The sequence below is a fragment of the Kocuria sp. KD4 genome (assembly GCF_011769905.1).
In the GTDB taxonomy this organism is placed as follows: Bacteria; Actinomycetota; Actinomycetes; order Actinomycetales; family Micrococcaceae; genus Kocuria; species Kocuria marina.
Genome location: NZ_CP050449.1, coordinates 431,871 through 458,170 on the forward strand (window position 1 = coordinate 431,871; position 26,300 = coordinate 458,170).

24 protein-coding genes and 1 tRNA gene are annotated in these 26,300 nt (G+C 68.8%); 16 read left to right on the plus strand and 9 right to left on the minus strand.

The features are described from left to right. Positions 1-121 precede the first annotated feature (121 nt). The 10 genes from rpmB to HBK84_RS01985 all read left to right on the plus strand — a co-directional run bounded on the left by rpmB (position 122) and on the right by HBK84_RS01985 (position 9,521). Positions 122-358 carry a 50S ribosomal protein L28 gene (gene rpmB, locus HBK84_RS01940; protein ID WP_012397434.1) on the plus strand — a complete coding sequence of 79 codons (237 nt, stop codon included), beginning with the start codon at positions 122-124 and terminating at the stop codon, positions 356-358. A gap of 1 nt (position 359) precedes the next feature. Further along, a complete protein-coding gene (gene rpmG, locus HBK84_RS01945; RefSeq protein WP_012397435.1) occupies positions 360-527 on the plus strand; it encodes a 50S ribosomal protein L33 in 168 nt (55 codons plus the stop codon). A 3-nt stretch (positions 528-530) separates the two neighbouring features. After that, positions 531-836 carry a 30S ribosomal protein S14 gene (rpsN, locus tag HBK84_RS01950; RefSeq protein ID WP_167318056.1) on the plus strand — a complete coding sequence of 102 codons (306 nt, stop codon included), beginning with the start codon at positions 531-533 and terminating at the stop codon, positions 834-836. Between the two features lie 76 nt (positions 837-912). Beyond that, positions 913-1,197 (plus strand): HU family DNA-binding protein, encoded by a 285-nt coding sequence (locus HBK84_RS01955; protein WP_064847404.1) that lies wholly within the window; start codon positions 913-915, stop codon positions 1,195-1,197. A 179-nt stretch (positions 1,198-1,376) separates the two neighbouring features. Continuing rightward, complete coding sequence (locus HBK84_RS01960; protein WP_167318057.1) at positions 1,377-1,970, plus strand: hypothetical protein; 594 nt, start codon at positions 1,377-1,379, stop codon at positions 1,968-1,970. A gap of 107 nt (positions 1,971-2,077) precedes the next feature. Next, entirely contained in the window at positions 2,078-2,764 is a 687-nt protein-coding gene (locus tag HBK84_RS01965) for a copper resistance CopC family protein (protein ID WP_167318058.1), read from the plus strand. A gap of 412 nt (positions 2,765-3,176) precedes the next feature. Then, complete coding sequence (locus HBK84_RS01970) at positions 3,177-3,884, plus strand: copper chaperone PCu(A)C (RefSeq protein ID WP_167318059.1); 708 nt, start codon at positions 3,177-3,179, stop codon at positions 3,882-3,884. After that, a complete protein-coding gene (locus HBK84_RS01975; protein WP_167318060.1) occupies positions 3,874-5,145 on the plus strand; it encodes a Dyp-type peroxidase in 1,272 nt (423 codons plus the stop codon). The genes HBK84_RS01970 and HBK84_RS01975 overlap by 11 nt, the downstream gene beginning before the upstream one ends. A 55-nt stretch (positions 5,146-5,200) precedes the next feature. Continuing rightward, a complete protein-coding gene (locus HBK84_RS01980; RefSeq protein WP_240919061.1) occupies positions 5,201-7,462 on the plus strand; it encodes a cytochrome c oxidase assembly protein in 2,262 nt (753 codons plus the stop codon). A 169-nt stretch (positions 7,463-7,631) separates the two neighbouring features. Beyond that, complete coding sequence (locus HBK84_RS01985; RefSeq protein WP_167319094.1) at positions 7,632-9,521, plus strand: NHL domain-containing thioredoxin family protein; 1,890 nt, start codon at positions 7,632-7,634, stop codon at positions 9,519-9,521. A gap of 118 nt (positions 9,522-9,639) precedes the next feature. On the opposite strand, the gene HBK84_RS01990 is transcribed toward HBK84_RS01985, so the two are convergent. Then, entirely contained in the window at positions 9,640-10,620 is a 981-nt protein-coding gene (locus HBK84_RS01990; RefSeq protein WP_167318061.1) for a hypothetical protein, read from the minus strand. Positions 10,621-10,791: 171 nt separating this feature from the next. Between HBK84_RS01990 and HBK84_RS01995 the strand changes: the two genes are divergently transcribed. After that, positions 10,792-11,442, plus strand: coding sequence for a hypothetical protein (locus tag HBK84_RS01995; RefSeq protein ID WP_167318062.1), 651 nt, complete (start codon positions 10,792-10,794; stop codon positions 11,440-11,442). 328 nt (positions 11,443-11,770) lie between these two features. Here HBK84_RS01995 and HBK84_RS02000 read toward each other — a convergent pair whose 3' ends face one another. The 7 genes from HBK84_RS02000 to HBK84_RS02030 form a co-directional block, all read right to left on the minus strand. Then, the gene (locus HBK84_RS02000; protein ID WP_240919062.1) at positions 11,771-13,093 is read right to left on the minus strand and encodes a sn-glycerol-3-phosphate ABC transporter ATP-binding protein UgpC; all 1,323 of its coding nucleotides are present in this window, start codon (positions 13,091-13,093) and stop codon (positions 11,771-11,773) included. Between the two features lie 46 nt (positions 13,094-13,139). Beyond that, positions 13,140-13,976, minus strand: coding sequence for a carbohydrate ABC transporter permease (locus HBK84_RS02005; RefSeq protein ID WP_064847496.1), 837 nt, complete (start codon positions 13,974-13,976; stop codon positions 13,140-13,142). A gap of 5 nt (positions 13,977-13,981) precedes the next feature. Then, on the minus strand, positions 13,982-14,950 hold the full coding sequence (locus HBK84_RS02010) for a carbohydrate ABC transporter permease (RefSeq protein ID WP_131332297.1): 969 nt from the start codon (positions 14,948-14,950) through the stop codon (positions 13,982-13,984). Continuing rightward, the gene (locus HBK84_RS02015; protein ID WP_240919063.1) at positions 14,947-16,263 is read right to left on the minus strand and encodes an extracellular solute-binding protein; all 1,317 of its coding nucleotides are present in this window, start codon (positions 16,261-16,263) and stop codon (positions 14,947-14,949) included. Before HBK84_RS02015 ends, HBK84_RS02010 begins: the two co-directional genes overlap by 4 nt. Before the next feature lie 158 nt (positions 16,264-16,421). Further along, a complete protein-coding gene (locus HBK84_RS02020; RefSeq protein WP_167318064.1) occupies positions 16,422-17,342 on the minus strand; it encodes an AEC family transporter in 921 nt (306 codons plus the stop codon). A 60-nt stretch (positions 17,343-17,402) separates the two neighbouring features. Beyond that, complete coding sequence (gene panD / locus HBK84_RS02025) at positions 17,403-17,855, minus strand: aspartate 1-decarboxylase (RefSeq protein ID WP_085106147.1); 453 nt, start codon at positions 17,853-17,855, stop codon at positions 17,403-17,405. A gap of 148 nt (positions 17,856-18,003) precedes the next feature. After that, positions 18,004-18,074, minus strand: a tRNA-Gly gene (locus tag HBK84_RS02030). A 125-nt stretch (positions 18,075-18,199) separates the two neighbouring features. Between HBK84_RS02030 and dcd the strand changes: the two genes are divergently transcribed. Continuing rightward, positions 18,200-18,778 (plus strand): dCTP deaminase, encoded by a 579-nt coding sequence (gene dcd / locus HBK84_RS02035; RefSeq protein ID WP_085106262.1) that lies wholly within the window; start codon positions 18,200-18,202, stop codon positions 18,776-18,778. A gap of 36 nt (positions 18,779-18,814) precedes the next feature. On the opposite strand, the gene HBK84_RS02040 is transcribed toward dcd, so the two are convergent. Next, positions 18,815-20,182, minus strand: coding sequence for an MFS transporter (locus HBK84_RS02040; RefSeq protein WP_167318065.1), 1,368 nt, complete (start codon positions 20,180-20,182; stop codon positions 18,815-18,817). A 218-nt stretch (positions 20,183-20,400) separates the two neighbouring features. On the opposite strand from HBK84_RS02040, the gene HBK84_RS02045 reads away from it, so the two are divergent. Genes HBK84_RS02045 through HBK84_RS02060 form a run of 4 tightly spaced genes read left to right on the plus strand, consistent with a single transcriptional unit; the run spans position 20,401 to position 26,300 of the window. Continuing rightward, entirely contained in the window at positions 20,401-23,502 is a 3,102-nt protein-coding gene (locus tag HBK84_RS02045; RefSeq protein ID WP_167318066.1) for a Na+/H+ antiporter subunit A, read from the plus strand. Then, on the plus strand, positions 23,499-24,029 hold the full coding sequence (locus HBK84_RS02050; RefSeq protein WP_085106150.1) for a Na(+)/H(+) antiporter subunit C: 531 nt from the start codon (positions 23,499-23,501) through the stop codon (positions 24,027-24,029). The genes HBK84_RS02045 and HBK84_RS02050 overlap by 4 nt, the downstream gene beginning before the upstream one ends. Further along, positions 24,019-25,653 (plus strand): Na+/H+ antiporter subunit D, encoded by a 1,635-nt coding sequence (locus tag HBK84_RS02055; RefSeq protein WP_167318067.1) that lies wholly within the window; start codon positions 24,019-24,021, stop codon positions 25,651-25,653. Before HBK84_RS02050 ends, HBK84_RS02055 begins: the two co-directional genes overlap by 11 nt. Next, positions 25,653-26,300, plus strand: a complete 648-nt coding sequence (locus HBK84_RS02060; RefSeq protein WP_085106152.1) for a Na+/H+ antiporter subunit E — start codon at positions 25,653-25,655, stop codon at positions 26,298-26,300. Before HBK84_RS02055 ends, HBK84_RS02060 begins: the two co-directional genes overlap by 1 nt.

The window sequence follows — 26,300 nt, forward strand, 5'->3', positions numbered from 1 at the left end:
GAACGGTGGCATTTTCTTGAGGTGGCGGACCACTCTTGGCTATGGCTGCCGGCGGGAAACCGCTCGGCGGCGACCATGCGTGCCGTCATTTCGTCGACATTGGACATTGGAGGAGAACACTATGGCAGCGCACTGCCAGGTGACCGGGGCCCAGCCGGGCTTTGGCCACAGCATCTCGCACTCGCACCGCCGCACCAAGCGTCGGTGGAACCCGAACATCCAGAAGAAGCGTTACTGGGTGCCCTCGTTGCGTCGCAACGTCACGCTCAACCTGAGCGCCAAGGGCATCAAGGTCATCGATGCGCGCGGCATCGACGCCGTGGTCAACGAACTCATCGCACGTGGGGAGAAGATCTGAGATGGCCAAGGACAAGGACGTACGTCCCATCATCAAGCTCAAGTCCACGGCCGGTACCGGGTTCACCTACGTCACCCGTAAGAACCGCCGCAACAACCCCGATCGCCTCGTCATGAAGAAGTACGACCCGGTGGTCCGCAAGCACGTCGATTTCCGCGAGGAGCGCTGAGACATGGCCAAGAAGTCAAAGATCGCCAAGAACGAGCAGCGCAAGGTCGTCGTCGAGCGTTATGCCGCCAAGCGCGCTGAACTGAAGAAGACCCTCGTGGACGAGAACGCGTCCCCCGAGGCTCGCGAGGAGGCCCGCCTGGGTCTGCAGAAGCTCCCCCGTAACGCTTCCCCCGTGCGCGTGCGCAACCGCGACCAGATCGACGGTCGCCCCCGCGGCACCTTCCAGCGCTTCGGGATCTCCCGCGTGCGCTTCCGCGACATGGCTCACCGCGGCGAATTGCCCGGTATCTACAAGTCCAGCTGGTAATTTCTGCACCGGAAGGACCCGACCCCCGGTCGCCCCTTCCCCAGCGAATGCCAACCCAGTCCAGGAGGACAAGCACATGGCTATGAACCGCAGCGAACTCGTTGCAGAGGTTGCCGAGAAGTCCGGTAGCACCCAGGCCGCCGTCAACGGCGTTCTCGACTCCCTGTTCCAGGTTTTCGAGAGCTCCGTTTCCAAGGGCGAGAAGATCACCATCCCCGGCTGGCTCTCCGTGGAGCGCACCGACCGCGCCGCGCGTCAGGGTCGCAACCCGCAGACCGGCGAGGCCATCCAGATCCCGGCTGGACACGGTGTCAAGCTCACTGCGGGCTCCAAGCTGAAGGCTGCTGTTTCCTCCAAGTGAGGTAAGCCCAGCGGGTCCCAGGACCCGGTGCTCGAAGGGACCGTTCACTCACTCCGTGAACGGTCCCTTCCGCATGCGCGCCACCCCACCCCTTCCGCGGGGCCGCCGGGTTCGTGGTTCCCCGCGCGGTGGCGCATAATGGAATCCCATCCTTTCCCCGTGAGTCCCGGAGGTGTTCGGTGTCCCCTCGCGCGCGCCGACTTGCCCGGGGCTGGGTGGCCGCCTTCCTGGCCACCACGCTTGCGGCCGGTTCGCACGCCGCGGTGGACGGGACCTGGCCCTCCCTGCTGATCATCGCGCTGTCCATGTGTCTGGCGGCCCCGCTGTGCATGCTGCTCGCGGGACGGGTGCTCTCACGCTGGAGCGTGGCCGGTAGCGTCCTGCTGAGTCAGGCGTTGCTGCACACCCTGTACGCCCAGTCCGGCGGGATGGCCCACGCGATCGACTACACCCACCACCACGCGGCCTCCACGGCGGATGGTCCCGCCGTGGTGATCTCGGTGTTGCCCGCGGCGCATCACGGGTGCGGCATGCTCGCCGCCCACGCCGTGGCGGCCGTGGCCACCTACGCTCTGCTGCGCCACGGCGAGACCGCGGCGTTCCGCCTCCTGGACGCCGTGTCCCTGCGCGTGCTGCGCATCCTTGTCCTGGCCCTGCGCCCGGTCACCACGGCCGTGCCGCGGCGGACCTCCTGGACCTCGCCGCGCGCACTGGCCGATCAGCTCCTGCTCTCCTCCGTCTGCGGATACCGCGGACCGCCCGCCCTCGCCTAGGCATCGGCGGGGACACCCCTGGATCCGATGTCGCCTCGAGCATCCATCGCATCCATCGGCAGCCCACCTCGCGGCCCCCACGCCCCAGGGCGCAGGAAAGAACACCCATGAACCCTTCGTACTCAACACCACATCAGCCCCAGCCCACTCTGCGGACCCCGGCGCGGACGGGTGACACCGCGACGTCGTCGGCCGCGCCGCACGCCCGCCTTTCGCAACGTTCGGCGACGTCGCTCGCGGCCCTGTTCGCCGCGCTGCTGGCCCTCGCGCTGGTCGTCACCACGGCGGGGCCCGCGAGCGCCCACGACGAACTCGTGCGGACCAACCCGCAGGCCGGCGCGAAGCTCGAGAAGGCCCCCACGGCGCTCGAACTGACGTTCTCCGGGAACATCCAAGACATCGGCAGCGAGGTCCGGGTCACCGACTCCCACGGCACGGACATGACGCGCGGCACGCTGGCCGCGCAGAACACCACGGTGTCCCAGCCGCTGCGCGAGGGCGGGGGCGAGGACGAGACCTACACGGTCACGTGGCGCGTGGTCTCCCAGGACGGGCACCCCATCGAGGGCACGTTCACGTACACCGTGGGCGACGGCGCCGCGACCGCTGCGTCCCCGGCCCCCGTGGCCTCTGCGGACGCCTCCCAGGGCGCGGCCCAGGACGCGAACGGAGCCCAGGAGGACGTGAGCGGCACGGGCATCCCGAGTTGGGTACTGCCCGTGGCCGGTGGCGCCATCGCGCTGGTCCTGCTGCTGATGATCCTGGCCTTCGCCACCCGCCCCAAGCAGCGCTGATTCCCTGATCTGGGCGGCCCGCCCGGATCATCCTTTTCCCGTCAGGCTCCCGCCGCCGCGCTCACGCGTTCCGGCACGCCGCGGATGCGGCTCGACAAGCGCTCGGCGCGCCGCTGATGCGGCCCGTCACTGACTCGGCCCACCGCTGACTCGATACCGGCTCGATGTGATCGACGGACGTGACCGCGCCGCCGCTCGGACGAGCACCGTCCGTATGACACCGGTTGCTCTGGCACCCCCGGTACTCAGGGCGCGGCCCGCGGCCCCGGCATCGAGTGGGCACAGTCCGTCTGTCGAGCGGGCATGGGCCCGGTGTCGAGTAGGCACAGTGCCGCGTCTCTCGACGCCGCGTCCGACGACACGCGCAGCGGACGGGCGAGCCGGAGCACGATTCACTCCTAAGGACTCACATATGAACTACAACCTGAACACCACGTCCGTTCCCGCCCCGCGCCGTGCGCTGGCCGCTGTGGCCGTCTTGGGCCTCGGCCTGGCTACGCTGAGCGGGTGCTCGGCGCAGGGTGGGGAGGCGGCGTCGTCGCCCGCGGGGACGGACTCCGCGACGCACAGCACCGCCGCTGCGCCCCTGGAACTGAGCGACGGCTGGGCCAAGGCGGCCGACTCCGGGATGACCGCCGTGTTCGGCAAGCTCACGAACACCTCCGGGCAGGAGGTCACGTTCACCGGGGCGGGCGCGGACGGCGTCGCGCGCTCGGTCGAGCTGCACGAGACCGTGGCGGACGGCGGCTCCGGCGCCACACAGATGCGGCAGAAGGAGGGTGGCTTCACCCTCGCACCGGGGGAGAGCCTGGACCTGAAGCCGGGCGGCAATCACATCATGCTCATGGGGCTCACGTGCTCGCTCAAGGCCGGTAGTGACCTCACGCTGCAGCTTCGCACCGACAGCGGGACCCGGGACGTCACCGTCCCGGTGCGCGACTTCACGGGCGCGAAGGAGCGGTACGCGCCCGGCGAGGACGAGCACTCGGGCCACGGAGGCGAGCACGGCTCGGGGGCCGGACACTCGTCGTCGTCGGATGCCGCCCACGACCACGGGTCGCACGAGGGCATGAGCACGAGCCCATCCTCGAGCGCACTGCCCACGTGTCATGACCACTGATCGGGGCCCTTCCGCTTCGGGGTGGAGCCGGCGATCGTTGCTCACGGGCGCGGTCGCCGGCGCCGGCGCCACGGGACTCGGGGCGGTTTCCGCTGCGGCCCTCGGCGCCGTGGACCCCCGGCTCGCGGCGGCGGGACAGGACAGCCAACGGCCCGGGCTGCGGACCGAAGCTTTCCACGGCCCACGACAGGCGGGCGTGGCCACGCTGCCGCAGGCGTTCTGCGTGTTCATCGCCCTGGACCTGCACCGGGACGTGGACCGGGACGCACTGCGGCGGTTGCTGCGCGTGCTCACGGACGACGCCGCGGCCCTCACGCAGGGCACCGCCCCCGTCAACGACCAGGAACCCTGGCTCGCCCAGAACCCCTCGCGGCTGACCGTCACGGTGGGTTTCGGACCGCGGGCCATGGCCGTGATCGACGCCGACCGGGCCCCGCAATGGCTCAAGCCCTTGCCCGCTTTCACGATCGACAAACTGCAGGACCGGTGGAATCAGGGGGACCTGTTGCTGCAGCTGTGCTGCGACGACAAGCTGACCCTGGCCCACGCCCAGCGGGTGCTGCTCAAGGACATCCGGTCCTTCGCGACCGTGCGCTGGGTGCAGGACGGGTTCCGCAACACCGTGGGCGCCACCCCGGACGGTCAGACCACGCGCAACCTCTTCGGTCAGGTGGACGGCACCGTGAACCCGTACCCGGGGGAGGCTGATCACGAGAAGGTCGTCTACGGTCAGGGCGGGTTCACCCCGTGGATCGAGAACGGGACATCCGTGGTGATCCGGCGGATCCACATGAACCTGGACACGTGGGACGAGGCCGACACCCCCGCGCGCGAGGACTCGCTGGGGCGCCGGTTGTCGAACGGCGCACCGTTGACGGGCGCCGCCGAGCACGACGAACCGGACTTCGAGGCCAAGGGCCCCCTGGGATTCCCGGTCATCTCGTCCTACAGTCATGTGCGGCGTTCGCGCAGCGACAACCCGGACGAGAAGATCTTCCGCAGGGTGTACAACTACGATCTGGCGGTGAGTGATGCGTCCGGGCACAGCCGCTCCGGGGACGTCCGGGGCGGGGTGTCCAACACGGGGCTGATCTTCGCGTCCTACCAGTCGGATCCCGTGAAACAGTTCGTGCCCATCCAGCGGCGGCTGGCGCAGTTGGACATGCTGAACACGTGGACCGTGCCCATCGGATCCGCCGTGTTCGCTATCCCGCCGGGTTGCGAAGTGGGTGGGTTCATCGGGGACGCGTTGTTCACGTGACCCCCGTGCGCGGAGCAGCACAACGAGAGAATCAACGGGCCGGAGGAACGCCACGATGAGTACCAGCGCACGCACCAGGGACACCGGCCCGCGCCGGGACGGTTCGCGGGGCGACGTCGCTCCCGGCCGTGAGCGCGATAGCGCGCCGGATGCCGGGCGCCCGCTCGGCGCCGGCTCGTCGAAGGGCGCGAGCTCGTCGAACGGTGCGAGTTCACCGAACGGCGGGACCGCTCCCGCGGGAGCGGTGAGTGTGAGCCCGTGGACCATCACGGTCGTGCTCGTCGCGGCCATGATCGGGATGACCGCGGCCCTGGTCTACGGGGGAGCGGCCGCCCCCCGGCAGGTCGCGGACCCGGGAACGCTCGTGCGCTGGGGGCTGCCCGTGGTGGAGACCGTCCACAACATCGCGATAACGGTGGTGATGGGCGGGTTGCTGCTGGCGATCGGCGTGGTGCCCCGTTTCGCAGACCGCTCCCGGAAACGGCCACCGCGCAACAGCAAGGACCAGGCGGGCGAACCGGAACACCCGGTGTTCCGCAGCGTCATGCAGCTCGTCGAGGCCGCGGCCGTGGTGTGGACCGTGGCGGCCGTGGCCGTGCTGATCTTCACGTACTCGGACGTCTCCGGATCCGGTATCGGCACGGGGGGCAACTACACCCAACAGTTGCTGCACTACATCACCGGGATCTCCACGGGCCAGTCCCAATCGGTGATCGTGATGGTGGCCGCCGTGGTCACTACCCTGGTTTTCGGCGTGCGGGCGCTGCTGGGACTGTTCTGCACCCTCGCGCTGTCCTTCGTGGCGATCGTGGCGCTGGCACTCAACGGTCACGCCGCGGGTGGTGTGGACCACATGGGTGCGGTGAACTCCCTGGGGCTGCACCTGCTGGGAGTGTGCCTGTGGGTCGGCGGGCTGCTGGTGCTGATCTGGGTGGGGCCGTTGCTGTCCCGCGAGTTCACGGTCAGCGGCCGCGGGGGCTCCCGCCACACCGAACCCCTGCTCGCGGTCGTACTGCGGCGCTACTCCGTGGTGGCTCTGGGTTGCTACCTGCTGGTGTTGCTCTCCGGGGTCATCAATGCCGCGGTGCGTATCGGAACGTGGGAGCAGCTGACGTCCTCCTACGGGATCCTGGCGCTCACCAAACTCGTGCTGACCCTGTTGTTGGCGCTGGCGGGTTTCGCGCACCGGCAGTGGCTGATCCCCGGGGTCGCGGACGGCTCCCGGTCCCGCGCGGCCACCATGTGGCGCGTGCTCGTAGTAGAAGTGGTGCTCATGGGGCTACTCATGGGCATCGCCACGGCCCTGAGCCGCACCGCCCCGCCCGTCCCGGAGGAGCTTGCACCGGACGCCTCCCCGGCGCGAATCCTCACGTGGTACGAACTGCCCCCGGAGCCCACGTTCGCCCGCTGGTTCACCACGTGGCGCCTGGACTGGTTCTGGGTGGCCGTGGTCGTGTTCATGGCCGTGGTGTACCTGTGGGCCGCGATCAAGGTGTGGCGCCGCGGGGACTCGTGGTCCGTGCTGCGCACCGTGTCCTGGTTCAGCGGGCTGGCTGCACTGCTCTACGCGACGAGCGGCGGGGTGGCGGTCTACGCCCGCGTGCTGTTCTCCGCCCACATGGTCGAGCACATGAGCCTGACCATGATCGTGCCGCTGTTCTTGGTCTCGGGCGCACCCGTCACCGTGGTGCTCAAGGCTCTCGAACCACGAGGGGACGGTACCCGCGGTCCGCGTGAGTGGATCCTGCGTCTCGTGCACTCCACGTGGGGCAGGATCGTGACGCACCCGATCTTCGCGGCCGCGAACTTTGCGTTCTCGATCGTGCTGTTCTACTTCACGGACCTGTTCCGCTTCACGCTGCGCTACCACGTGGGCCACGAGTTCATGATGGTGCACTTCCTGTTCACGGGGTACATGTTCGCGCTCGTGCTGATCGGCATCGACCCCATCCCGCGCCGGCCCAGCTACCCCATGCGTCTCGTGCTGCTGCTCGCGACCATGGCCGCGCACGCGTTCATCGGCATCAGCATCATGAGCCTGACCACGGTGCTGCAGGCCTCGTGGTTCGGCAACATGGGCCGCCCGTGGGGTCCCAGCGCCCTGGACGACCAGCAGCTCGGCGGCATGCTCATGTGGGGGATCGGCGAGTTCCCCACGTTCCTGCTCGCCGTCATCGTGGCCGTGTTGTGGGCCATGGAGGGCGCCAAGGAGAACCGCCGGGTGGACCGGCAGGCCGATCGCACGGACGACGCCGAACTGCGCGCCTACAACGAGATGATGGCCGAGCTCGCGGAGCGGGACGAGCGGCGTCGATGACGTCCGCCGGGACGGGCGCCGGCGAGGCCGGGCGGTGGGCGGACGGGTCCGCGGGGTGTGCGGGAGCGTCACGTAACGCACGGGAAGCTCTGCCCCGCGGATAACGTTGTCCCAGGAAGAAACCCTTGACCCCCGGTGGAAGGACCCAGACACCGTGACCTCCGCACGCATGAACACACCCGTCCGCGCCTCGGAACTTGAGGGCAGAGCCTGGCTGAACACCGGCGGTGAGCGACTGGACCTGCAGGCGTTACGGGGCAAGATCGTGATCCTGGACTTCTGGTCCTTCTGCTGCATCAACTGCCTGCACGTGCTGGACGAGCTGCGCCCCCTCGAGGAGAAGTACGCGGACGTGCTCGTGACCGTGGGCGTGCATTCCCCCAAGTTCGAGCACGAGGCGGACCCGGACGCACTGGCCGCGGCGGTGGACCGCTACGAGATCACCCACCCGGTGCTCGACGACCCCCGGTTGAGCACGTGGGACGCCTACACGGCGCGCGCGTGGCCCACCCTGGTGGTCGTGGACCCCGAGGGGTACATCGTGGCGCACCTCTCGGGTGAGGGCCACGTCCAGGGGCTGGAATCCCTCGTGTCCGAACTCGTGGCCGAGCACGACGCCAGGGGCACCCTGCACCGCGGGGACGGCCCCTACGTCCCGCGCCCGCAGCCCGAGGGGGACCTGCGCTTCCCCGGCAAGGTCGTGGCCCTTCCGGACGGTTCCTTCATGGTCAGCGACACCGGTCACCACCGCCTGGTCCATCTCGAGGAGGACCTCACCACGGTTCGTCGGGCCATCGGTTCCGGCACCAAGGGCTGGGCGGACGGCCCCCGGGACGCCGCGCGGTTCAACGAACCCCAGGGCATCGCGGTGCTCCCCGAACGCGTGCGTGCCGACGTCGGCTACGACCTCGTGGTCGCGGACACTGTCAACCACCGGCTACGCGGCGTGGAACTGGGCACCGGCGCGGTGCGCACTTTGGCGGGCAACGGCGTCCAGCGCCTGCTCGACGACGCCCGCGCGCGCGGCGTGGACCCCAACGAGATCCCGCAGGACGCCTCGGCCACGTCCGTGGCGCTGTCCTCCCCGTGGGACGTGACGTGGTCCGACGCCGCGGGCACCCTGGTGGTCGCGATGGCCGGGACGCACCAACTGTTCTCGTTCGACCCGCGCACCGGGGCGCTCGCCGTGCTGGCCGGGACCGGGGACGAGGGACTGCGCGACGGTTCCGCGTCCGAGAGCTGGTTCGCCCAGCCCTCCGGCCTGGCTCAGGACGCCCACGGGGCCGTGTGGGTCGCGGACTCCGAGTCCTCCGCGCTGCGCCGCGTGCGCTTCGGCGAGGACGGGTCCACATCGGTGGAATCCGCCGTGGGACTCGGACTGTTCGACTTCGGGTTCCGGGACGGGCCGGCCGATCAGGCACGGTTCCAGCACTGCCTGGGGGTGTGCGTGCTCCCGGACGGATCCGTGGCCGTGGCCGACACCTACAACGGTGCGGTGCGCCGGTTCGACCCCGCAACCGGTGAGGTCTCCACGCTGACCCGCGGACTCGCTGAGCCCTCCGACGTCCTGCTCGACACGAGCCACGACGAGCCCGTCCTGGTGGTCGTGGAGACCAATGCCCACCGCCTCGTGCGGGTGGCGGTGCCCAAGCAGGCCCAGACCGTGGACGAGGGTGCGGCCAGCATGCAGCGCAAGCGCACGCCGGTGGCCCCCGGCGAGCTCGAGCTCACGGTGCGGTTCTCGGCCCCCACGGGTCAGAAGCTCGACCCCCGGTGGGGTGATCCCACGCAGCTGAAGGTGTCCTCGTCCCCGGAAGATGCACTCGTGCAAGGTGACGGGACGGCCCAGGGGCTGACCCGCTCCCTGCGGATCGCGGACGGTGTCACGGAGGGGGTCCTGCACATCACGGCCCGCGCGGCGGCGTGCGACGGCTCCCCGGACGGGGAGATCCCGGAGCACGCGGCGTGCCACCTGTACCAGCAGGACTGGGGGATCCCGTTCACGGTGGCCCCGCAGGCCCCGGCGGGACTCACGCTGGACCTGCGCGGAACGGACTGAGCGGGGCCCACGGGCACCACGGCCCACCCTTCTCCCACGCCCCGCCCAATCCGTCGCCCACCACCCGCCCCGGGCGCACATGCACCCGGGGCACACCCGTCAGCGCGGCGCCCGCCCGTCAGCGCGGCGTGAGGGTCACCTCGTCCCCGGTGACCCTCACGTCCGCGCTCAGCAGGAACGGGACCTCATCGGTGACCTGGGATGTGGTGCCGTCATAGAGGTCCACCGCGGTGAACTCGATGCGCGCGATCCCCCGGCTGTCGGACACGTGCCAGCGGCCCGCGGCGGCGTCGTCCAGGGAGACGTAGGGCGTGGGGTAATCCTTGATGCCCCAGGAGACGCGGCCCTGGATGCGCCCGTCGAACTGGTAGGAGAAGGGGCATCCCGCGGGGTAGAGGCTGTCCTGCGCGGCACACTCGTCCAGGTGCTCGTGGATCTGTTTGTCCACCTGGTGAGTGAGGCGTTCGGACGGCTCGGCCTCGAGCTTCATGGTGGTGTTCTCCCGGGCGTCGCTCACGGCCGCCTCCTGCGGCTCGGCACGCACCATGGGGGAGGTGTAGGAGCCCGTGTAGATCCCGGGGTAGAAGACCGCGAACTCACGGGAGGACCCGGGGAGCGCCACGGACGCGCCATTGATGTCCACCGCGGTGGAACCCGGCATGGCCACGTTCATGGTGGGCAGCGTGGAGGGATCGAAGTCCCACACCGTGAAGAACCCCCATTGCGTCTCCGCGGGGTGGAGCGTGAACTCGGAGGACGCCTCATGACCGTTCAGCGTGTAGCTCGCCCGCACCACCGCCCGGTCCCCGGACAATGCGACGGTGCGCACGGATACGTTCTCGAGTCCCTTGCTTGCCTCGGCCAGGGGTTCGCCGTCCAACAGGGCCGCGTTGGAGTTCGGGACCTGGGCGTTGAGCAACCCCAGGGCCTTGCCGCCGTCGCCGGCCTGGAGGGCCTGGAAGTAATCGCGCACGTCCGTCTCGGGCCCGTACGCGTACTTGTTCACGAGCGCAATGGTCACAGCCGCACCTGCGAGCGCCAGCAGAATCAGGACGAACCATGCCCCCACGGCCCTGACGATGCGTTCACTGCGTTCCATGAGTCCCCACGTTAGTGGACGTCCCGGGGAGCGGGCCCCGCGTGTCCCGGCGATGACCCGCCCGCTGCCGGGCCGCTAGGCTGAACCGGGCGGCCCGGGGGCACCGCCCCCGGACGGCGCGATCGCCCACTCCGGTGTGATCCCCGAGGACGGCAGGCACGAGGGCGGCTCATGGCGGAAACCATCCGACAGATCCCGGCGAAGTACGGGGCACCGGAACACGTGTTCCACCCCCGAATGGGGTCGTACGGCCGCCGGCTCGGCGCGGCACTTCCCCCGCTGTTGCTCGTGGTCGTCGCGGTGTTCGTGATCGGGTACCGCCGCCCGGCCGGCCCCGCGATGGGCGTGCTGCTCCTGCTCGCCCTCGTGGGCCTCGTGACGGCCTACGCTTACCTGTGCCCCGCGCTCGTGGTGCTCACCGCGCACCACGTCCTGCTCTCCCGCTGGGTCGGTTTCCGGGCCGTGCCCCGCGAGCGGATCGCCCAGGTGGTCACGGTCCGGACGCTGCTCGCGGCGCGCCCGCGCAGCGGTGGGTCCCGCGGTCGACCCTGCCTCTGGTTCGTCACCCCGGCCGGGCGCTCGGCGCTCTTCCTGGACGGGACGGTCTGGGACGCGCGTACCCTGGACGAGCTGGCCCGGGCGAGCGGCGCCCAGCACGTCAACTTCCAGCGGGCCACGCCGGCGCAACTCACGGAGCACTGGCCCCGGCTCGTCGCATGGCGGGTGCGCTACCCGCGTGTGCGCTACGTCGCGGCGTCGTGCGCGTTGATCGCAGCGGTCGCCCTGTTCGCCTGGTGGGCTTTCACACGGGGCCCCGCCTGATGCACCCGCCCCAGTCGGCAGCAGAGCCGTCCGGGGACGACGGTGCTCGGTTCCCGTGCAGGGGCCAGGCGGGGCCCTGACCCCCGGCTTCGGGTCCCACCGCGGGCCGTGGCGCCTCCAGCGCGGTCCTGGACCACAACGACGCTCGGTTCCTTTCGGGGGTCGGGCGGAGACGTACCCCGCACCCTCCGATTTCCGGCCCGGCCGCGGACCGAAGCGCCCGAGCGGGCCCGGGCGGCTCCGGGTACGACGACGGCCGGTCCCCTTCTCGGGAACCGGCCGTCGTACGGTCGGCGGGCCGCGATATGCCGCGGCCCGTGCCGGACGCTCAGCGAGCAGCGGTGCTGCCGTCCATGTGGTTGCCGGTGACCGCGCCGTCGGACCGTTCGGTGGAACCCGCCGAGCCCACGTGCCGACGCGAACGCTCGATCTCCGCCTTGCGCTCCTCGTTGGCCTCGCGGGTCAGCTCCGCACCGGCCTCCGCGTCACGCGTGAGGTTCTCACCCGTCTCCGGGTTGAACACGTGCATCTTGCGGCTGTCCAGCCAGATCTTTGCCGTGGAGCCACCGCGGATGCGGGAGGACGCGTCCAGGGAGACGACCACCTGGGCGGGCATCTCGTCAGCGTCCAGCTCTTGGGCCAGCTCGTTGAGTTTGTGCTGCACGGCGGCATCCTGCTGGTAGTGGATGTAGCCGTACTGCTGGTTGCCCAGCCACTCGGTGTGCGTGAACTCGGAGTCGAAGACGGTCCCGTGGGGGATTTTCGTCTCGTCCACGAACTTCGCGTCCTCGAAGTGCTCCGGGCGCAGGCCCAGCAGCACGATCTCGGGGGCGTTCGTGAGCTTGCCCTGCACGCGCTCCGGAACCTCGATGTCCCCGATCGGGGTGTGGAACACCGAGCCGTTCACGCGCGCCGGGATGAAGTTCATGGACGGAGCGCCGATGAACCCCGCCACGAACAGGTTGACGGGCTGTTCGTAGAGCTCCCGCGGGGACGCGATCTGCTGGAGCTGACCACGCTTGAGCACGGCCACACGGTCACCGAGGGTCATGGCCTCGGTCTGGTCGTGGGTCACGTACAGCGACGTGATGCCCATGCGGCGCTGCAGCTGCGCGATCTCCGTGCGCATCTGGCCGCGCAGCTTGGCGTCCAGGTTGGACAGGGGTTCGTCGAAGAGGAAAGCGTCCGCGTCACGCACGATCGCGCGCCCCATGGCCACGCGCTGGCGCTGACCGCCGGAGAGGTTCGCCGGCTTGCGCTCGAGGTGTTCGTTGAGGTCCAGGGTGTCCGCCGCCTCGCGCACCTTGCGGTCGATCTCTTCCTCGCTGAACTGCCCCTTGGACAGGCGCAGCGGGAAGGCGATGTTCTCGTACACCGACAGGTGCGGGTACAGCGCGTAGTTCTGGAACACCATTGAGAGGTTGCGATCACGCGGCTGCTTGTCGTTGACGCGCACCCCGTTGATGTTCAGGTCCCCGGAGGTGATGTCCTCGAGGCCCACGACCATGCGCAGGAGCGTGGACTTTCCGCAGCCGGAGGGGCCCACGAGGATCAGGAACTCGCCGTCGGCGACGTCGATGGAGATGTCGTTGACCGCGGGGAAACCGTCGTCGTACTTCTTGACGAGGTGTTCCATGGTGATTGCTGCCATGTCTACTCAGTCCTATCTATGTCTAAGCGTGGATGGTGCGGCGGGCTCAGCCCTTGACCGCGCCCTGGGTCAGGCCGGAGACGATCTGGCGCTGGAACGCCAGAACGAGCAGCACCACAGGGATGGTCACGATGATCGCCGCCGCGGAAATCGCGCCCGCAGGGGCCTCGAACTGCGAGGCGCCGGTGAAGAACGCGAGTGCCGCCGGGACGGGACGCGCCGCGGAGGTCGAGGTCAGGCCGATGCCGTACACGAAGTCGTTCCACGCGATGAAGAACGCGATGATCGCCGTGGTGAAGACACCCGGCAGCGTGAGCGGCACGATCACCTTGCGGAACGCCTGCCACGTGGTGGCGCCGTCCACCTGGGCCGCGCGGTCCAGGTCCCAGGGGATCTGCTGGAAGAACGCCGCCAGGGTCCAGATGGAGATCGGCAGGGTCAGGGACAGGTAGGGGATGATCAGGCCGAGCCACGTGTCGTAGAGCCCCACCTGGCGCCACAGGTTGAACAGCGGCGTGACGATGGAGATCACCGGGAACATCGAGACCATCAGTGCGGTGGTCAGCACGATCTTCTTGCCCGGGAAGTCCAGGCGTGCGATCGCGTAGGCGCACAGTGTCGCGAGCACGACGGCCACGAACGTGGAGATCAGTGAGATGCCGATCGAGTTCCACAGGGCCGGCAGGAACAGGTCCTTGGCATCGCCCACGAAGATCTGCTCGTAGTTGCTCGTGACGAACTTCGTGGGGATGAACTTGCCCGAGTTCAGGTCCGAGGAGGATTTGAAGGACGTCATCAGGATGGACAGGACGGGGAAAAGCGCGTAGACCAGCACCGCGATGCTGATGACGGTCCATCCGATTTTTTGCTTGGTGCTCAACATGGCGGTTACTTCCCCTTCCCAGAGCCACCGGTGAGGTCCACCTTGAAGACCTTGATGGCCACCAGCGCGATCAGCATCACGCAGATGAACAGGATCACCGAGATGGCCGAACCAAGGCCGATTTCCAGACGACCGATGGACGTGCGGTACGCGAGCAGCGAGAGCGTCTCGGTGCCGTACTGGCCCTTGGTCATGATGAAGACGTTGTCGAAGATGCGGAAGGCGTCCAGGGCACGGAACACCACGGCCACCATGATGGCGGCCTTCATGTTCGGCAGGACCACCTTGCTCAGGCGTTGCCATGCCGAGGCGCCGTCCACACGGGCGGCCTCGGTGAGCTCACCGGGGACCTGTGCGAGCCCGGAGAGCAGCAGCAGCGAGATGAACGGGGTGGTCTTCCAGATCTCCGAGGCCATGATCACGAACAGGGACGGGCCCGCGGAGGCAAACCAGTTGAAGTCCGGACCGATCATGGGCAGCCACGAGAGCCAGTTGTTCACGTAGCCGGTGGTGATGTCGAAGGCGTAGAACCACGCGAACGCGGAGACCACCGTGATGATGCCGTAGGGCACCAGGATGGCGGTGCGCAGCAGGCCGCGCGTGGCCTTGATCGCGCTGTGCATCACGAGCGCGAGGGCGAGGCCCAGGACGAGTTCCACGACCACCGTGACCACGGTGATCAGCAGGGTCACGCCTAGGTCCCGCCAGAACACGATATCCGACAGGGCCGTGGAGTAGTTGCCCAGGAACACGAACTCCTTGTCACCGGGTGCGGTGAGCCGGAAGGAGAACAGCGAGTCCCACAACGCCTGGACGATGGGGTACAGCGTGACCAGGAGCATGATCACGAACGCGGGGCCGGCGAGCAGCCACCCCAGTTTCCGCTCCGAACGGGCCCGGTCCGAGAGATGGCCTCTACGGCGGGACTCCTCCGGCGTGGACGCGCGAGCGCGCGAATCGACGGTGCTACTCACAACAGCGCATCTCCTTTCAGGACTTCCTGGATGAATTCGGTGGTCTCACGCGGAGTGTCCTCGGTGACTTCCGCCGGCGGGGTCCAGTTCTGCTGGATGGCCGTGGAGATCTCGTTGTAGTACGGGGTCTGCGCGCGGGGCTTCGCGGCGTCGAGGGACTTCCGGATGGTGTCGGCCATGGGGTACGCCTTTTTGACCTCGGGGTCGTCGAAGGCCTTCATGGAGGACGGCGGGTTGCCGTTGGTCGCGAAGTACTGGGCCTGGTGCTCGGGGGAGACGATGCACTGCACGGCCTCCCACGCGAGGTCCTGGTTCTCGGACTTGGCGCCCACGCCCAGGTTGATGCCGCCCAGCGGCGGGTGCGCCTCGGTGTCCGCGTCGACACGGGGCCACGTGGTCCACTTGATGTCGTCCAGCACCGACTTGTCGAGGGTGCCCTCGTCCACGGAGGCCTTCGTGGCCGAGTAGATGAACGGCCAGTTGACCATGAACGAGCCCTTGTCCCCCTGGAACTGGATCATGGAGGCGTTCTCGTCCTGGGTGGCCAGGCCGGGTCCGCCGAGGCCCTCCTTGCCGATGGTGCCGATGATCTCCGCGGCCTTCTTGCCGGCGTCGGAGTCTAGCGTGATCTTGGCGTCCTGACCGTCCTGGCCGTCCGAGACCACCTGGCCGCCAGCCGACTCCACGAGGCCGTTGACCCACACCGACATGGCCTCACCGCGCACGCCCTGCACGCCCAGGTACTTGTCCTGGGACTTGGCCGCCTTGATGAGCTGGTCCCACGTGACGGGCTCGGACATGTCCAGACCCGCCGCCTTGGCCACCGACTCGCGGTACCACAGCAGCTGCGTGTTGGCCCAGAACGGGATGGCCACGATCTCGCCGTTCCATTTGGCGCCCTCCAGCGGGCCCTCGAGGGTGTCCTTGGTGGTCGCCTCGACGACGTCGTGCGGGGGCTTGGCGAGGAAGCCGGGTTCCGCGAGCTCTGGGACATAGGGCGGGTCCAGGCTCATGATGTCCATGGACGTGTCGCCCGCGGCGAGGCGGCGGGCCAGCTGTTCGCGCTGGGACGCCGCGTCACGAGGGAGCAGCGACGTCTGGATCTTGTACTTGCCGCCGGACGCGTCCGAGCACTGCTGGGCAAGGACGTCCTGGCCGCCGTCATCCGGGTTGATGTACCACGTGAGCGTGGGCGGGCCGGACTCCCCGCCGCTGCACCCCGTGAGCAGCATGGCGGACGCCGCCGCAGCGGCCGCTACGCTGCGGACCGTGCGAGGCTTGCCAGCCCTGCGAGAGTGGTGAGTGGACTTCACAATGGTTCCTCCCCTGATGAGCGCCTGTACTGACGGAATGGGTCCGGCGCTCCCCGTAGGGATACCGGTCATTTCAGCATCTGCTCAGTGTAGGCGTGGCGTGCGTCACGGACCGAGTGTTACCCGCTTTCGGGGATGGTGGCGTGGCGGCCGGTGTGTCAGGAGAGGAAGACCGCGGCCACCGCCATCGTGGCCATGGACACGACCGTGGTGAGCAGGACGGTGTCCCGGCACACCGTGGTGGCCCGGTCGTAGCGCACGGCCGCTACGTAGAGGTTCTGCGCGGTGGGCAGCGCGGCCATGATCACGGCCGCGTACAGGGCGTGCCCGGTGAGCCCGAGCGCCCACGCGAGCAACAGCGCGAGCCCGGGGTGCACGACGACCTTGGCCCCGGTCGCGAGCAGCGTGTCCACCCGGGTGCCGGGGGAAGCCAGGGGGCGGGAGCCCACCAGCGAGAGACCGAAGGCGAGCAGCATCGCGGGAACGGCCGCACCCGCCACGATGCGCACGGGCTCCATCGCGAGGTCGGGCAGGCGGATCCCCGTGGCCGTGGACATGATGCCCAGGGCGGAGCCCATGATGAGCGGGTTCGTCACGATGTTCTTGAGCACCGAGCCGGCCGTGGGGCGCCGCCCGCCAGTGAGGGTGTCCATGATCGTGAGGTACAGCGGCGTGTTGATCGCCAGCTGAAACAGCATCACCGGGGCCACCTGGGACGCGTCCCCCAGGACGAACAAGGCGATGGGGATCCCCAGGTTGGCGGCGTTGACCTGCCCGGCGGCCTGCGCGCCCATCACCACGGTGGCGGCGTCCCGGGAGAACACGAACCGGGAGAGCAGTGCGTACGCGATCATGGTGAGCCACGCGGACGCGGCCGCCACGAGCAGCGGCGCGGAGAAGATGTGGTGGATGTCCGCTTCGGAGATGGTGGTGAACAATAGCGGCGGGGACGCCACGTAGAACGCGAGTTTGGACAGCACCCGCTGGCCGTCCGGGCCGAGCACCCCTGCGCGCCCGATCACGTAACCCAGCCCGATCACGGCCCATACGATGAAGAACCCGGAGACGACTCCGCTCATGAGCTCATCTCCTCGCGTCGGCGGGTCCGCGCGCCCGGGTGCACCGGGAGCGCGGCAGGGTCACAGGCCCGCGACGGCCGCGTCCTCCTGGGCCTGCAGGTGGGCGCGGGCGTGCGGCGGGCGGAGCATGTCCCCCACCACGGCGTCCGCGGGGTCCGAACCGAGCGCCACGATCCTGTTGTGCTCGTCCACGTGTACCACGTGGGGTTCGTAGTTCTGCGCCTCGGCGGTGTCCATGAGACCGTACGCGATCAGGATTACCAGGTCACCCGGGTGCACCAGGTGCGCCGCGGCGCCGTTGATGCCCACGACGCCGCTACCGCGCTCGCCCGCGATCGTGTACGTCTCGAGCCGCGCACCGTTGGTGACGTCCACGATCGCCACGAGCTCGCCGGGCAGGATGTTCGCGGCGTCCAGCAGGTCCTGGTCCACCGTCACGGACCCCACGTAATGCAGGTCCGCCTGGGTCACGGTGGCCCGGTGGATCTTCCCGGTGAACATGGTGCGCAGCATGATCGCTCCTGATGCGATGGGTGGTGTGGTTCGCGGTCCAGACCCGCCGGCCGCCCGCCGTGAGGGCCGGGGCGGTGTTCGGGGCGGGTCCTCGGCGCGAAACGCCCCGGAACCAGATGGGTCCCGGGGCGTTTCACGATTCGTGCGGAGCGGCTGACGGGAATCGAACCCGCGTATCAGGCTTGGGAAGCGTGCGCTCTACCATTGAGCTACAGCCGCATCGTTCGTGCGGGACCGTGTGGTCCACGTTTGAACGCCCACCACTCTACAACACGTTTCGGTGCGTGGTTGTTCCGAGGCGTCGTGACCGGGGAGCGGGCGGGGCCGTGGGCTACCGTGGACACGTGCTCATCTCAGATCGCGACATCCGCCGCCACCTGGATTCCGGGCGCGTGCACCTGGAACCGTACGATCCCGCGATGGTCCAACCCGCGAGCGTGGACGTGCGCCTGGACCGCTGGTTCCGGCTGTTCGACAACCACAAGTACGCGCACATCGACCCCTCCCAGGAGCAGCCCGATCTCACGCGGCTCGTGGAGGTGGCCCCGGACGAGCCGTTCGTGCTGCACCCGGGGGAGTTCGTGCTGGGGGCCACGTACGAGAAGGTCACCCTGCCGGACGACGTCGCGGCGCGCCTCGAGGGCAAGTCCTCCCTGGGGCGGCTGGGCCTGCTCACGCACTCGACCGCCGGGTTCATCGACCCGGGGTTCAGCGGGCACGTGACGCTCGAGCTGTCCAACATGGCCACGCTGCCCATCAAACTGTGGCCAGGTTCCAAGGTGGGGCAGTTGTGCTTCTTCCAGCTCTCCTCCGCGACCGAGCACCCGTACGGCAGCGGCGCCTACGGTAACCGCTATCAGGGCCAGCGGGGCCCCACCGCGTCGCGCAGCCACCTGAACTTCCACCGCACGATCATCGAGTGAGTTCGCGCATCGAGTGAGCCTGCGCGTGGGTGCGGCTCACACGCGGGCCGTGGTGAACCCCTCGGGAGGGCGGGGCGTGAGCAACAACAGCACGAGTCCCGCGGCCACGACCACCAGGATCCCCAGGATGCCCCAGATCTGGGCGCCCATCAGGGTCACGAACACCCCGAACAACCCGGGGGCCATGAAGCTCACCGCGCGGCCCGTGGTGGCGTACAGACCGTAGATCCCCCCGTCACGGCCCGGGGGGATGAGCCGCCCCAGGTACGTGCGCGAGGCCGCCTGTGCGGGTCCCACGAACAGGCACAGTGCCAGCCCGCACACCCAGAACGCGATCTTGCCGTGCCAAAACAGCAGGGCCGTTCCCGCCACGAGCACACCCACGAGGGACGCGGTGATCACCGCGCGCGGGCCCACGGCGTCGTCGAGGGCGCCGCCCACGAACGCGCCCAGCGCCGCGATGAGATTGGCCGCGACCGCGAACATGACGACCTCGGTGAGCGAGAACCCGAAGCTACCCGCGGCCAGGACCCCGCCGAATGTGAAGACCCCGGCCAATCCGTCCCGGTAGACCGCGGAACTGAGCAGGAAGACGACCGTGGCACGCGAAACCCGCCACAGGGCCGCGATGGTGCGGAAGAGCTCGGCGTAAGCGCCCAGGATGCCGCGGTGGCGGGGCTGTGCGGGGACCGCAGCGGCGTCGTTGATGGATGCTCGGAACGGCATACTTCGCGCCTTGAGCAGGAGGGGCAGGCAGAACACGAGGATCCATGCCGCGCTGAACAGTGCCACGGCGCGGTAGTTGAGGGCGTCGTCGGTGGGGATGCCCAGGAACCCGGGTGTGACGAAACCGAACAGGACGAAAGCGAGGGCGAAGATCCCGCCCACGTACCCCGCGCCCCAGCCCCACCCGGAGACCTTACCCATGCGCTGGGGGCCGGCCAGCGCGGGGAGCATGGCGTTGTAACTGACCGTGGCGAACTCCTGGGCCACGCTGCCCACGGCCACGAGCCCCACGCCCAGGAACAGGAAGGCGGGATCGGGTCGGGCGAGGAACGCGAGAGCCGTGCACAGGACGAGCACCACGGTGTTGCCGGTGAGGAACGTGGCGCGGGACCGCGGGGAATCGCTGCGCTGGCCGATCAGCGGCGCCGTCAACGCGATCGCGAAACCCGCGACGGTCATGGCAACGCTCAGCACCGTGGACGTGTACTCGCTCGACCCGAACGCCGGGCTCGTGAGGTACACGGTGAACACGAACGTGAGCATCACGGCGTTGTACGCGGACGTGCCGGTGTCCCACAGGCACCACATGAGCACGCGGGCGCGCGAACTGCCCTCGCCGGGGCGTGGGGCGCGCGGGGGACGTCCAGGGGCCGCCGTGGACGGGTGCTGACCGGTCATGGGCTCACCCTACGGGCCCTGTGCCCTCCCGCCCAGGGTCCGGCGCCCCTGGGCAGTGGGGGCGCCGAGTGAGGGGCCCGTGACGTGCGGCGAAACGGACAGTCACCCTGCTTTGTTATGCTGGGGACCTCGAAACTGACACCCCATTTCCGCCCGGATCCCCGTGGGCCCATTTACAGGTACTCGTGGGTAATCCGTGGCTCGAGAGGTAAGGTCCTATGATCGCGGTGCTGCTTGTCCACGGGCTCGCGGCCCTGTGTGCACCCGCGATCCTCAAGCGCACCGGACGCTCCGGCTTCTACCTCGTGGCCCTCGTCCCACTCGCGAGTCTGATCTGGCTTTTCACCCAGACATCCCGCGCCCACGCGGACGTGGACGGGTGGACCACCACCGTGGAATGGATCCCCCAGCTGGGGATCTCGCTGTCCTTCCGGATGGATTCCCTCGCGTACATGATGTGCCTGCTGGTGCTGGGCGTGGGAGCGCTCGTCCTCGCGTACTGTGCGCGCTACTTCAAGTCGGACGCCCAGGGCATCGGCCCGTTCGCCGCCCAGCTCGTGGCCTTCGCGGGCGCCATGTTCGGTCTGGTCACCGCGGACGACCTCATGGTGCTGTTCGTGTTCTGGGAGATCACCTCGGTGCTCTCCTTCCTGTTGATCTCCTATTCGCGCACCAAGCTCGCCGCGCGTCGAGCGGCCCTGCAGGCGCTCATCATCACCACCGCGGGCGGTCTGGCGATGCTCGTGGGCCTGGTGATGCTCGGCAACGCCGCCGGGACTTTCCGGATCTCCGAGGTCCTGGAGGCGGCCCCCGAGCTCCTGGGCTCCACCACGGTGGACGTGGCGCTCGTGCTGATCCTGGCTGGCGCAGTCTCCAAGTCCGCGCTGTTCCCCACCCACTTCTGGCTGCCCGCCGCCATGGCGGCGCCCACCCCGGTCTCCGCCTACCTGCACGCCGCGGCCATGGTCAAGGCCGGGATCTACCTCGTGGCGCGGCTCGCTCCCGGGTTCGTGGACACCCAGTGGTGGCTGCCCGTCACCCTGACCCTGGGCCTGGGCACCATGATCTTCGGCGGCTGGGTCGCGCTGCGCCAGTTCGACCTCAAGCTGATCCTCGCGTACGGCACGGTGAGCCAGTTGGGCTTCATCACCGCGGTCGTGGCGTTCGGCACCGCGGACACCGCGATGGCCGGCATGGGCATGGTCATCGCGCACGGTCTGTTCAAGGCCACCCTGTTCCTGAGCGTGGGCATCATCGACCACCAGGCCGGGACCCGTGACATCCGCAGGCTCTCCGGTGTGGGTCGGACGGCACCCATGCTGTTCGTGGTGGCCATGATCGGTGCGGCGTCCATGGCCGGGATCCCGCCGCTGCTCGGCTTCGTGACCAAGGAAGCCGTCCTCACTGCGTTCGTGGACCACGCCTCGGACCCGCTCGCCATGATCGCGCTCGTGTGCGTGGTGCTCGGCTCCATCCTCACCTTTGCGTACAGCGCGCGGTTCCTGTGGGGCGGCTTCGCGCGCAAGCCCGCGCAGTTCTCCGATCTCGACGCCGCCGAGGACGGTCAGTCGGTCATCGGCGAGTTCACCCCGGTGCCGTGGGCCTTCCTCGTGGCGCCCGCGGTGCTGGCCCTGCTCACGGTGGTGTTCGGCCTGTGGCCCGCTCCCGTGGAGGCCGGGATCGTGGGCTACCAGGAACAGTTCCCGGACGTCGCCGAATCCCACGTGCACCTGGTGCTGTGGCACGGGTTGACCCCGGCACTGGGACTCTCCGCGCTGATCATCGGTGTGGGCGCTCTGTTGTACGTCGCGCGCCGGCCCGTGGGCTCGTTTCAGGACCGGTTGCCGGAACTGCCCACCGGTGACTTCGTCTACCGCAAGATCATCAACGTGCTGGACATGGTCGCGGTGTGGCTCACCGGCCGGACCCAGCGTGGTTCGCTGATGTTCTACCTGTCCGTGATCCTCGTGACCGCGATCGTGGTGCCGCTCGTGGCCCTGTTCTGGAACGAGACCCCGCCGCTCGCCGGGTTCCGCTACGCGGATTCCCCGGCCCAGCTGGTCACCGGGATCGCCATGATCGTGGCGGCCCTGCTCGTGCTCACCGCGGGCAAGCGGTTCCTGGCCGTCCTGCTGGTCTCGGTCACGGGCTACGGCCTGGCCCTGACCTTCGCGCTCTACGGCGCGCCGGACCTCGCCCTGACCCAGACGCTCGTGGAGACGATCTCCCTCGTGGCGTTCGTCCTGGCCCTGCGTTCCCTGCCCGGCCCGCTGTGGAACCGCCGGCCCACCGGGCACCGCGTGTTCCGCGCGGTCTTCGCCGTGGTGTTCGGACTGTTCATGATGGCGCTCGCGGTGTTTTCCATGTCCTCGCGGTCGGCGGAACGGATCTCCCTGGAACTGCCGCGGATGGCCTACGAGATGGGCGACGGCGCCAACGTGGTCAACGTCCTGCTCGTGGACATCCGTGCGTGGGACACCATGGGCGAGATCACCGTGCTCGCGGTGGCCGCCACGGGCATCGCGTCCCTGATCTTCGTCAAGGGACGCGGGGACCGCTTGCGCAGCGACCGTCACGAGTTGGACACCCAGCAGCTGAAGATCGTGCGTGGCGCGGACTCCGCAGCGCACTTCCCGCACGCGAACACCCGCCAGCTCGAGGTCGCCCGCCGGTTCACCTCCCGCCCGGACGCGGACCCGTTCCTGCTCGCGGGGCGCACGCTCGCCCCGGAGCGGCGCTCGATCATCTTCGAGGTCGTGGCCCGGCTGCTGTTCCACACCTTCATGCTCGTGTCCTTCTACCTGCTCATCGCGGGGCACAACATCCCCGGTGGTGGCTTCGCCGGCGGCCTGATGGCCTCCCTCGCCCTGACCCTGCGCTACCTCGCGGGCGGACGCTACGAGCTCGAACGCGCGACCCCGGTCAACGCGGGCTGGATGCTCGGCGCGGGCCTGGCGATCGCCTCCCTGTACGCGATCGTCCCCGTGTTCTTCGGCGGGGCCGTGATGAAGAGCTACACGTTCGAGTGGGACATGCTCGTCTTCGGTCACGTCAAGTTCGTCACCGCCGTGATCTTCGACATCGGTGTCTACCTGATCGTGGTGGGCCTGGTGCTGGACATCCTGCGCTCCCTGGGCGGGCGGATCGATGAACGGATCGAGCGTTCCGCCGTGGAGTCCCGGAAGAAGCGCGCGGGCCGCGGCGCCCGGATCCGCCTGACCCGTAACGGCCCCGAGGTCACCGCGCACAGGGCGGACGACCCCGACGCACCCGAGGGCTCCTTGGTCTCCGGGGACGAGCCCCAGGAGGCACAGCGATGACCGTGAATCTCACACTCCTGGTAATCATGGGTGTGCTGTTCTCCGTGGGGGTCTACCTCCTGCTGGAACGCTCGCTCACCCGCGTACTGCTGGGCATCATGCTGCTCACCAACGGGGCCAACCTGCTGATCCTGCACACGAGCGGCACACCCGGCATCGCGCCGTTGTACGACGCCGCCCGCGACCCCTCGGAGTACTCGGACCCGCTGCCGCAGGCGCTCGTGCTCACCTCGATCGTGATCTCGCTCGCCACGACCGCCTTCATCCTCAGCATGATCTGGCGTTCGTGGATCCTGGCCCGCCGGGACGAGATCCAGGACGACCTCCAGGACCGCCGCGTGGCGCAGCAGTCCTCGTACGACGCCGAGGACGACGACGCCCTGCCGCAGGACACCTCCGAGTTCAACCACGCGGACGCCCGGTTCGCACCGTCGCGTCACAACGAGGAAGAGGCCGCCGAATCGCCTGGTCACTACAGGGCCGAGAAGTTCTCCGAGGCGCGAGGGAGGAGCCCGCATGACCACTGATCCGGCACAGTTCGCGCCGCTCGCGGTCCTGATCCCGTTCCTCGGCGCCGCCCTGAACTTCATCATCGTCCACCGCAACCGGCTGCAGCGCGGGGTGACCGTGGGCGCCATGGTGCTCACGCTGATCCTGAACGCGTTCATGCTCGCGAACGTATGGAACCAGGGTCCGCAGGTCGTGCACCTGGGGGACTGGGCCGCCCCGTACGGCATCGTGATGGTCGTGGACCAGTTGTCCGCGCTCATGCTCGTGGTCTCCGTGGTGGTGTCCCTCGCGGTGTTGATCTATGCGGTCAGCGAGGGTGTGGCCAGCGGGGACGACGAGGGCCCCATCTCCATCTTCTACCCCACGTTCCTGTTGCTGGTCGCGGGTGTGTCCCACGCGTTCCTCGCGGGTGACCTCTTCAACCTCTACGTGGGCTTCGAGATCCTGTTGACCGCCTCCTACGTCCTGCTCACCATGGGTGGCACGGCGCAGCGGATCCGCGCGGGCGTGACCTACGTGGTCGTCTCGGTGATCTCCTCGATCCTGTTCCTGATCTCCCTGGGGATGATCTACGGCGCCACCGCCACCGTGAACATGGCGGACCTGTCCGTGAAGCTCGCGGACCTGCCGCAGGGCACCCAGATGCAGTTGCACCTGATGCTGCTGATCGCGTTCGGTGTCAAGGCCGCGATCTTCCCGCTGTCCTTCTGGCTGCCCGACTCCTACCCGACCGCGTCCGCACCGGTGACCGCGGTGTTCGCAGGCCTGTTGACCAAGGTGGGCGTCTACTCGATCATCCGCACCGAGACCCTGTTGTTCCCCGGGACGCAGATCAAAGACCTGCTGATGTGGGTCGCGTTGCTGACCATGATCGTGGGCATCCTGGGCGCGCTCGCCCAGATCGACATCAAACGTATGCTCTCGTTCACGCTGATCAGTCACATCGGCTACATGATCTTCGGCATTGCACTGGGCACGCAGGCCGCCCTGGCCGCGGTGGTCTACTACATCGCGCACCACATCGTGATCCAGACCAGCTTGTTCCTGGTCGCCGGGCTGATCGAGCGCCGCGGTGGCTCCACCAACGTGGACCGCCTCGCCGGGATGCTCAAGATCTCCCCGCTGCTGGGGGTGCTGTACATGATCCCGGCCCTGAACCTGGGCGGCATCCCGCCGTTCTCGGGCTTCCTGGGCAAGGTGGCCCTCCTGGAGGCCGGTGTCGAGGCCGGGACGTGGCTGAGCTACCTACTCGTGGGCGTGTCCGTGTTCGTCTCGCTGCTCACGCTCATGGCCCTGATCCGCGTGTGGAACCGCGTGTTCCTGCGCAACGTGGATGACGCCGAGTACCCGGACCCCGTGCTGCGCGCCACCACCGCGGAGGGCCGCCGCCCCCGCACGTCCCGCGCGGTGGCGGGCAAGTCCGGCAGCCGCTTCTCCGGCCGGTCCCCCGTGGTGCTGCTGCCCGGGACCATGGTGGGCGCGACCACCGCGCTCGTGGCGGTGGGTGTGGCACTCACGGTCTTCGCCGGGCCGCTGTTCGATCTCGCGGACAACGCGTCCGAGAACCTGATCAATCCGGATCGATACGTCAATGCCGTGCTGGCCCCCGTGGGTCCCGGTGGCGTGAGCGAGGAGGGCTGATGAGTACGTCCCCGATGCAGCGACGCTCCCGGAACTCCTTGCGGGCCGAGCTGCCCCTGATCCTGTGGCTCGTGGTCGTGTGGGGTGCCCTGTGGGGTGACTGGAGCGTGGGCAACCTGGTCTTCGGGTTGATCCTCGCGGTGTTCGTGACCCGCACGCTCACGCTGCCCCCGGTGCGGTTGTCCGGGCGGTTCAACGTCCTGCATTTCGCGCTGTTCGTGGTCACATTCATCTGGCAGGTGGCCCGGGCCAGCATCCACGTGTTCGGTGTCGCGCTCATGCAGGGCCCCAAGGTGCACAACGCGGTGCTGCGAGTGAAGCTGCGGCAGAACAACGACCTGCTCATGACGGCCGTGGGTCACACCATGGCGCTGATCCCGGGCTCGCTCGTGGTGGAGGTGGATCGCGGCAACGGGATCCTGTACTTCCACGTGCTGGACGTCTCCACGCCGGAGGAAGCGGAGTCGTTCCGGGAGTCCGCGCTTAATATCGAGGCGGCGTGGATCAAGATCATGGGCTCCAAGGAGGACCTCGCGAAACTGGAGGCCTCGGGTGGCGCGGGCGGCGCGGACGCCTCCGGCGCCGTCGCGTCGCCGACCACCAAGATGAACAAGGCCCTGGACGGCCGTGGGGAGGAGCGGCCATGA

What these genes read in the sequence shown, in the direction of transcription:
- rpmB (WP_012397434.1), top strand. Translation starts at nt 122, where the DNA reads ATGGCAGCGCACTGCCAGGTGACCGGGGCCCAGCCGGGCTTTGGCCAC.
- rpmG (WP_012397435.1), top strand. Translation starts at nt 360, where the DNA reads ATGGCCAAGGACAAGGACGTACGTCCCATCATCAAGCTCAAGTCCACG.
- rpsN (WP_167318056.1), top strand. Translation starts at nt 531, where the DNA reads ATGGCCAAGAAGTCAAAGATCGCCAAGAACGAGCAGCGCAAGGTCGTC.
- HBK84_RS01955 (WP_064847404.1), top strand. Translation starts at nt 913, where the DNA reads ATGGCTATGAACCGCAGCGAACTCGTTGCAGAGGTTGCCGAGAAGTCC.
- HBK84_RS01965 (WP_167318058.1), top strand. Translation starts at nt 2,078, where the DNA reads ATGAACCCTTCGTACTCAACACCACATCAGCCCCAGCCCACTCTGCGG.
- HBK84_RS01970 (WP_167318059.1), top strand. Translation starts at nt 3,177, where the DNA reads ATGAACTACAACCTGAACACCACGTCCGTTCCCGCCCCGCGCCGTGCG.
- HBK84_RS01975 (WP_167318060.1), top strand. Translation starts at nt 3,874, where the DNA reads ATGACCACTGATCGGGGCCCTTCCGCTTCGGGGTGGAGCCGGCGATCG.
- HBK84_RS01980 (WP_240919061.1), top strand. Translation starts at nt 5,201, where the DNA reads ATGAGTACCAGCGCACGCACCAGGGACACCGGCCCGCGCCGGGACGGT.
- HBK84_RS01985 (WP_167319094.1), top strand. Translation starts at nt 7,632, where the DNA reads ATGAACACACCCGTCCGCGCCTCGGAACTTGAGGGCAGAGCCTGGCTG.
- HBK84_RS01990 (WP_167318061.1), bottom strand. Translation starts at nt 10,620, where the DNA reads ATGGAACGCAGTGAACGCATCGTCAGGGCCGTGGGGGCATGGTTCGTC.
- HBK84_RS01995 (WP_167318062.1), top strand. Translation starts at nt 10,792, where the DNA reads ATGGCGGAAACCATCCGACAGATCCCGGCGAAGTACGGGGCACCGGAA.
- HBK84_RS02000 (WP_240919062.1), bottom strand. Translation starts at nt 13,093, where the DNA reads ATGGCAGCAATCACCATGGAACACCTCGTCAAGAAGTACGACGACGGT.
- HBK84_RS02005 (WP_064847496.1), bottom strand. Translation starts at nt 13,976, where the DNA reads ATGTTGAGCACCAAGCAAAAAATCGGATGGACCGTCATCAGCATCGCG.
- HBK84_RS02020 (WP_167318064.1), bottom strand. Translation starts at nt 17,342, where the DNA reads ATGAGCGGAGTCGTCTCCGGGTTCTTCATCGTATGGGCCGTGATCGGG.
- panD (WP_085106147.1), bottom strand. Translation starts at nt 17,855, where the DNA reads ATGCTGCGCACCATGTTCACCGGGAAGATCCACCGGGCCACCGTGACC.
- HBK84_RS02040 (WP_167318065.1), bottom strand. Translation starts at nt 20,182, where the DNA reads ATGACCGGTCAGCACCCGTCCACGGCGGCCCCTGGACGTCCCCCGCGC.
- HBK84_RS02045 (WP_167318066.1), top strand. Translation starts at nt 20,401, where the DNA reads ATGATCGCGGTGCTGCTTGTCCACGGGCTCGCGGCCCTGTGTGCACCC.
- HBK84_RS02050 (WP_085106150.1), top strand. Translation starts at nt 23,499, where the DNA reads ATGACCGTGAATCTCACACTCCTGGTAATCATGGGTGTGCTGTTCTCC.
- HBK84_RS02055 (WP_167318067.1), top strand. Translation starts at nt 24,019, where the DNA reads ATGACCACTGATCCGGCACAGTTCGCGCCGCTCGCGGTCCTGATCCCG.
- HBK84_RS02060 (WP_085106152.1), top strand. Translation starts at nt 25,653, where the DNA reads ATGAGTACGTCCCCGATGCAGCGACGCTCCCGGAACTCCTTGCGGGCC.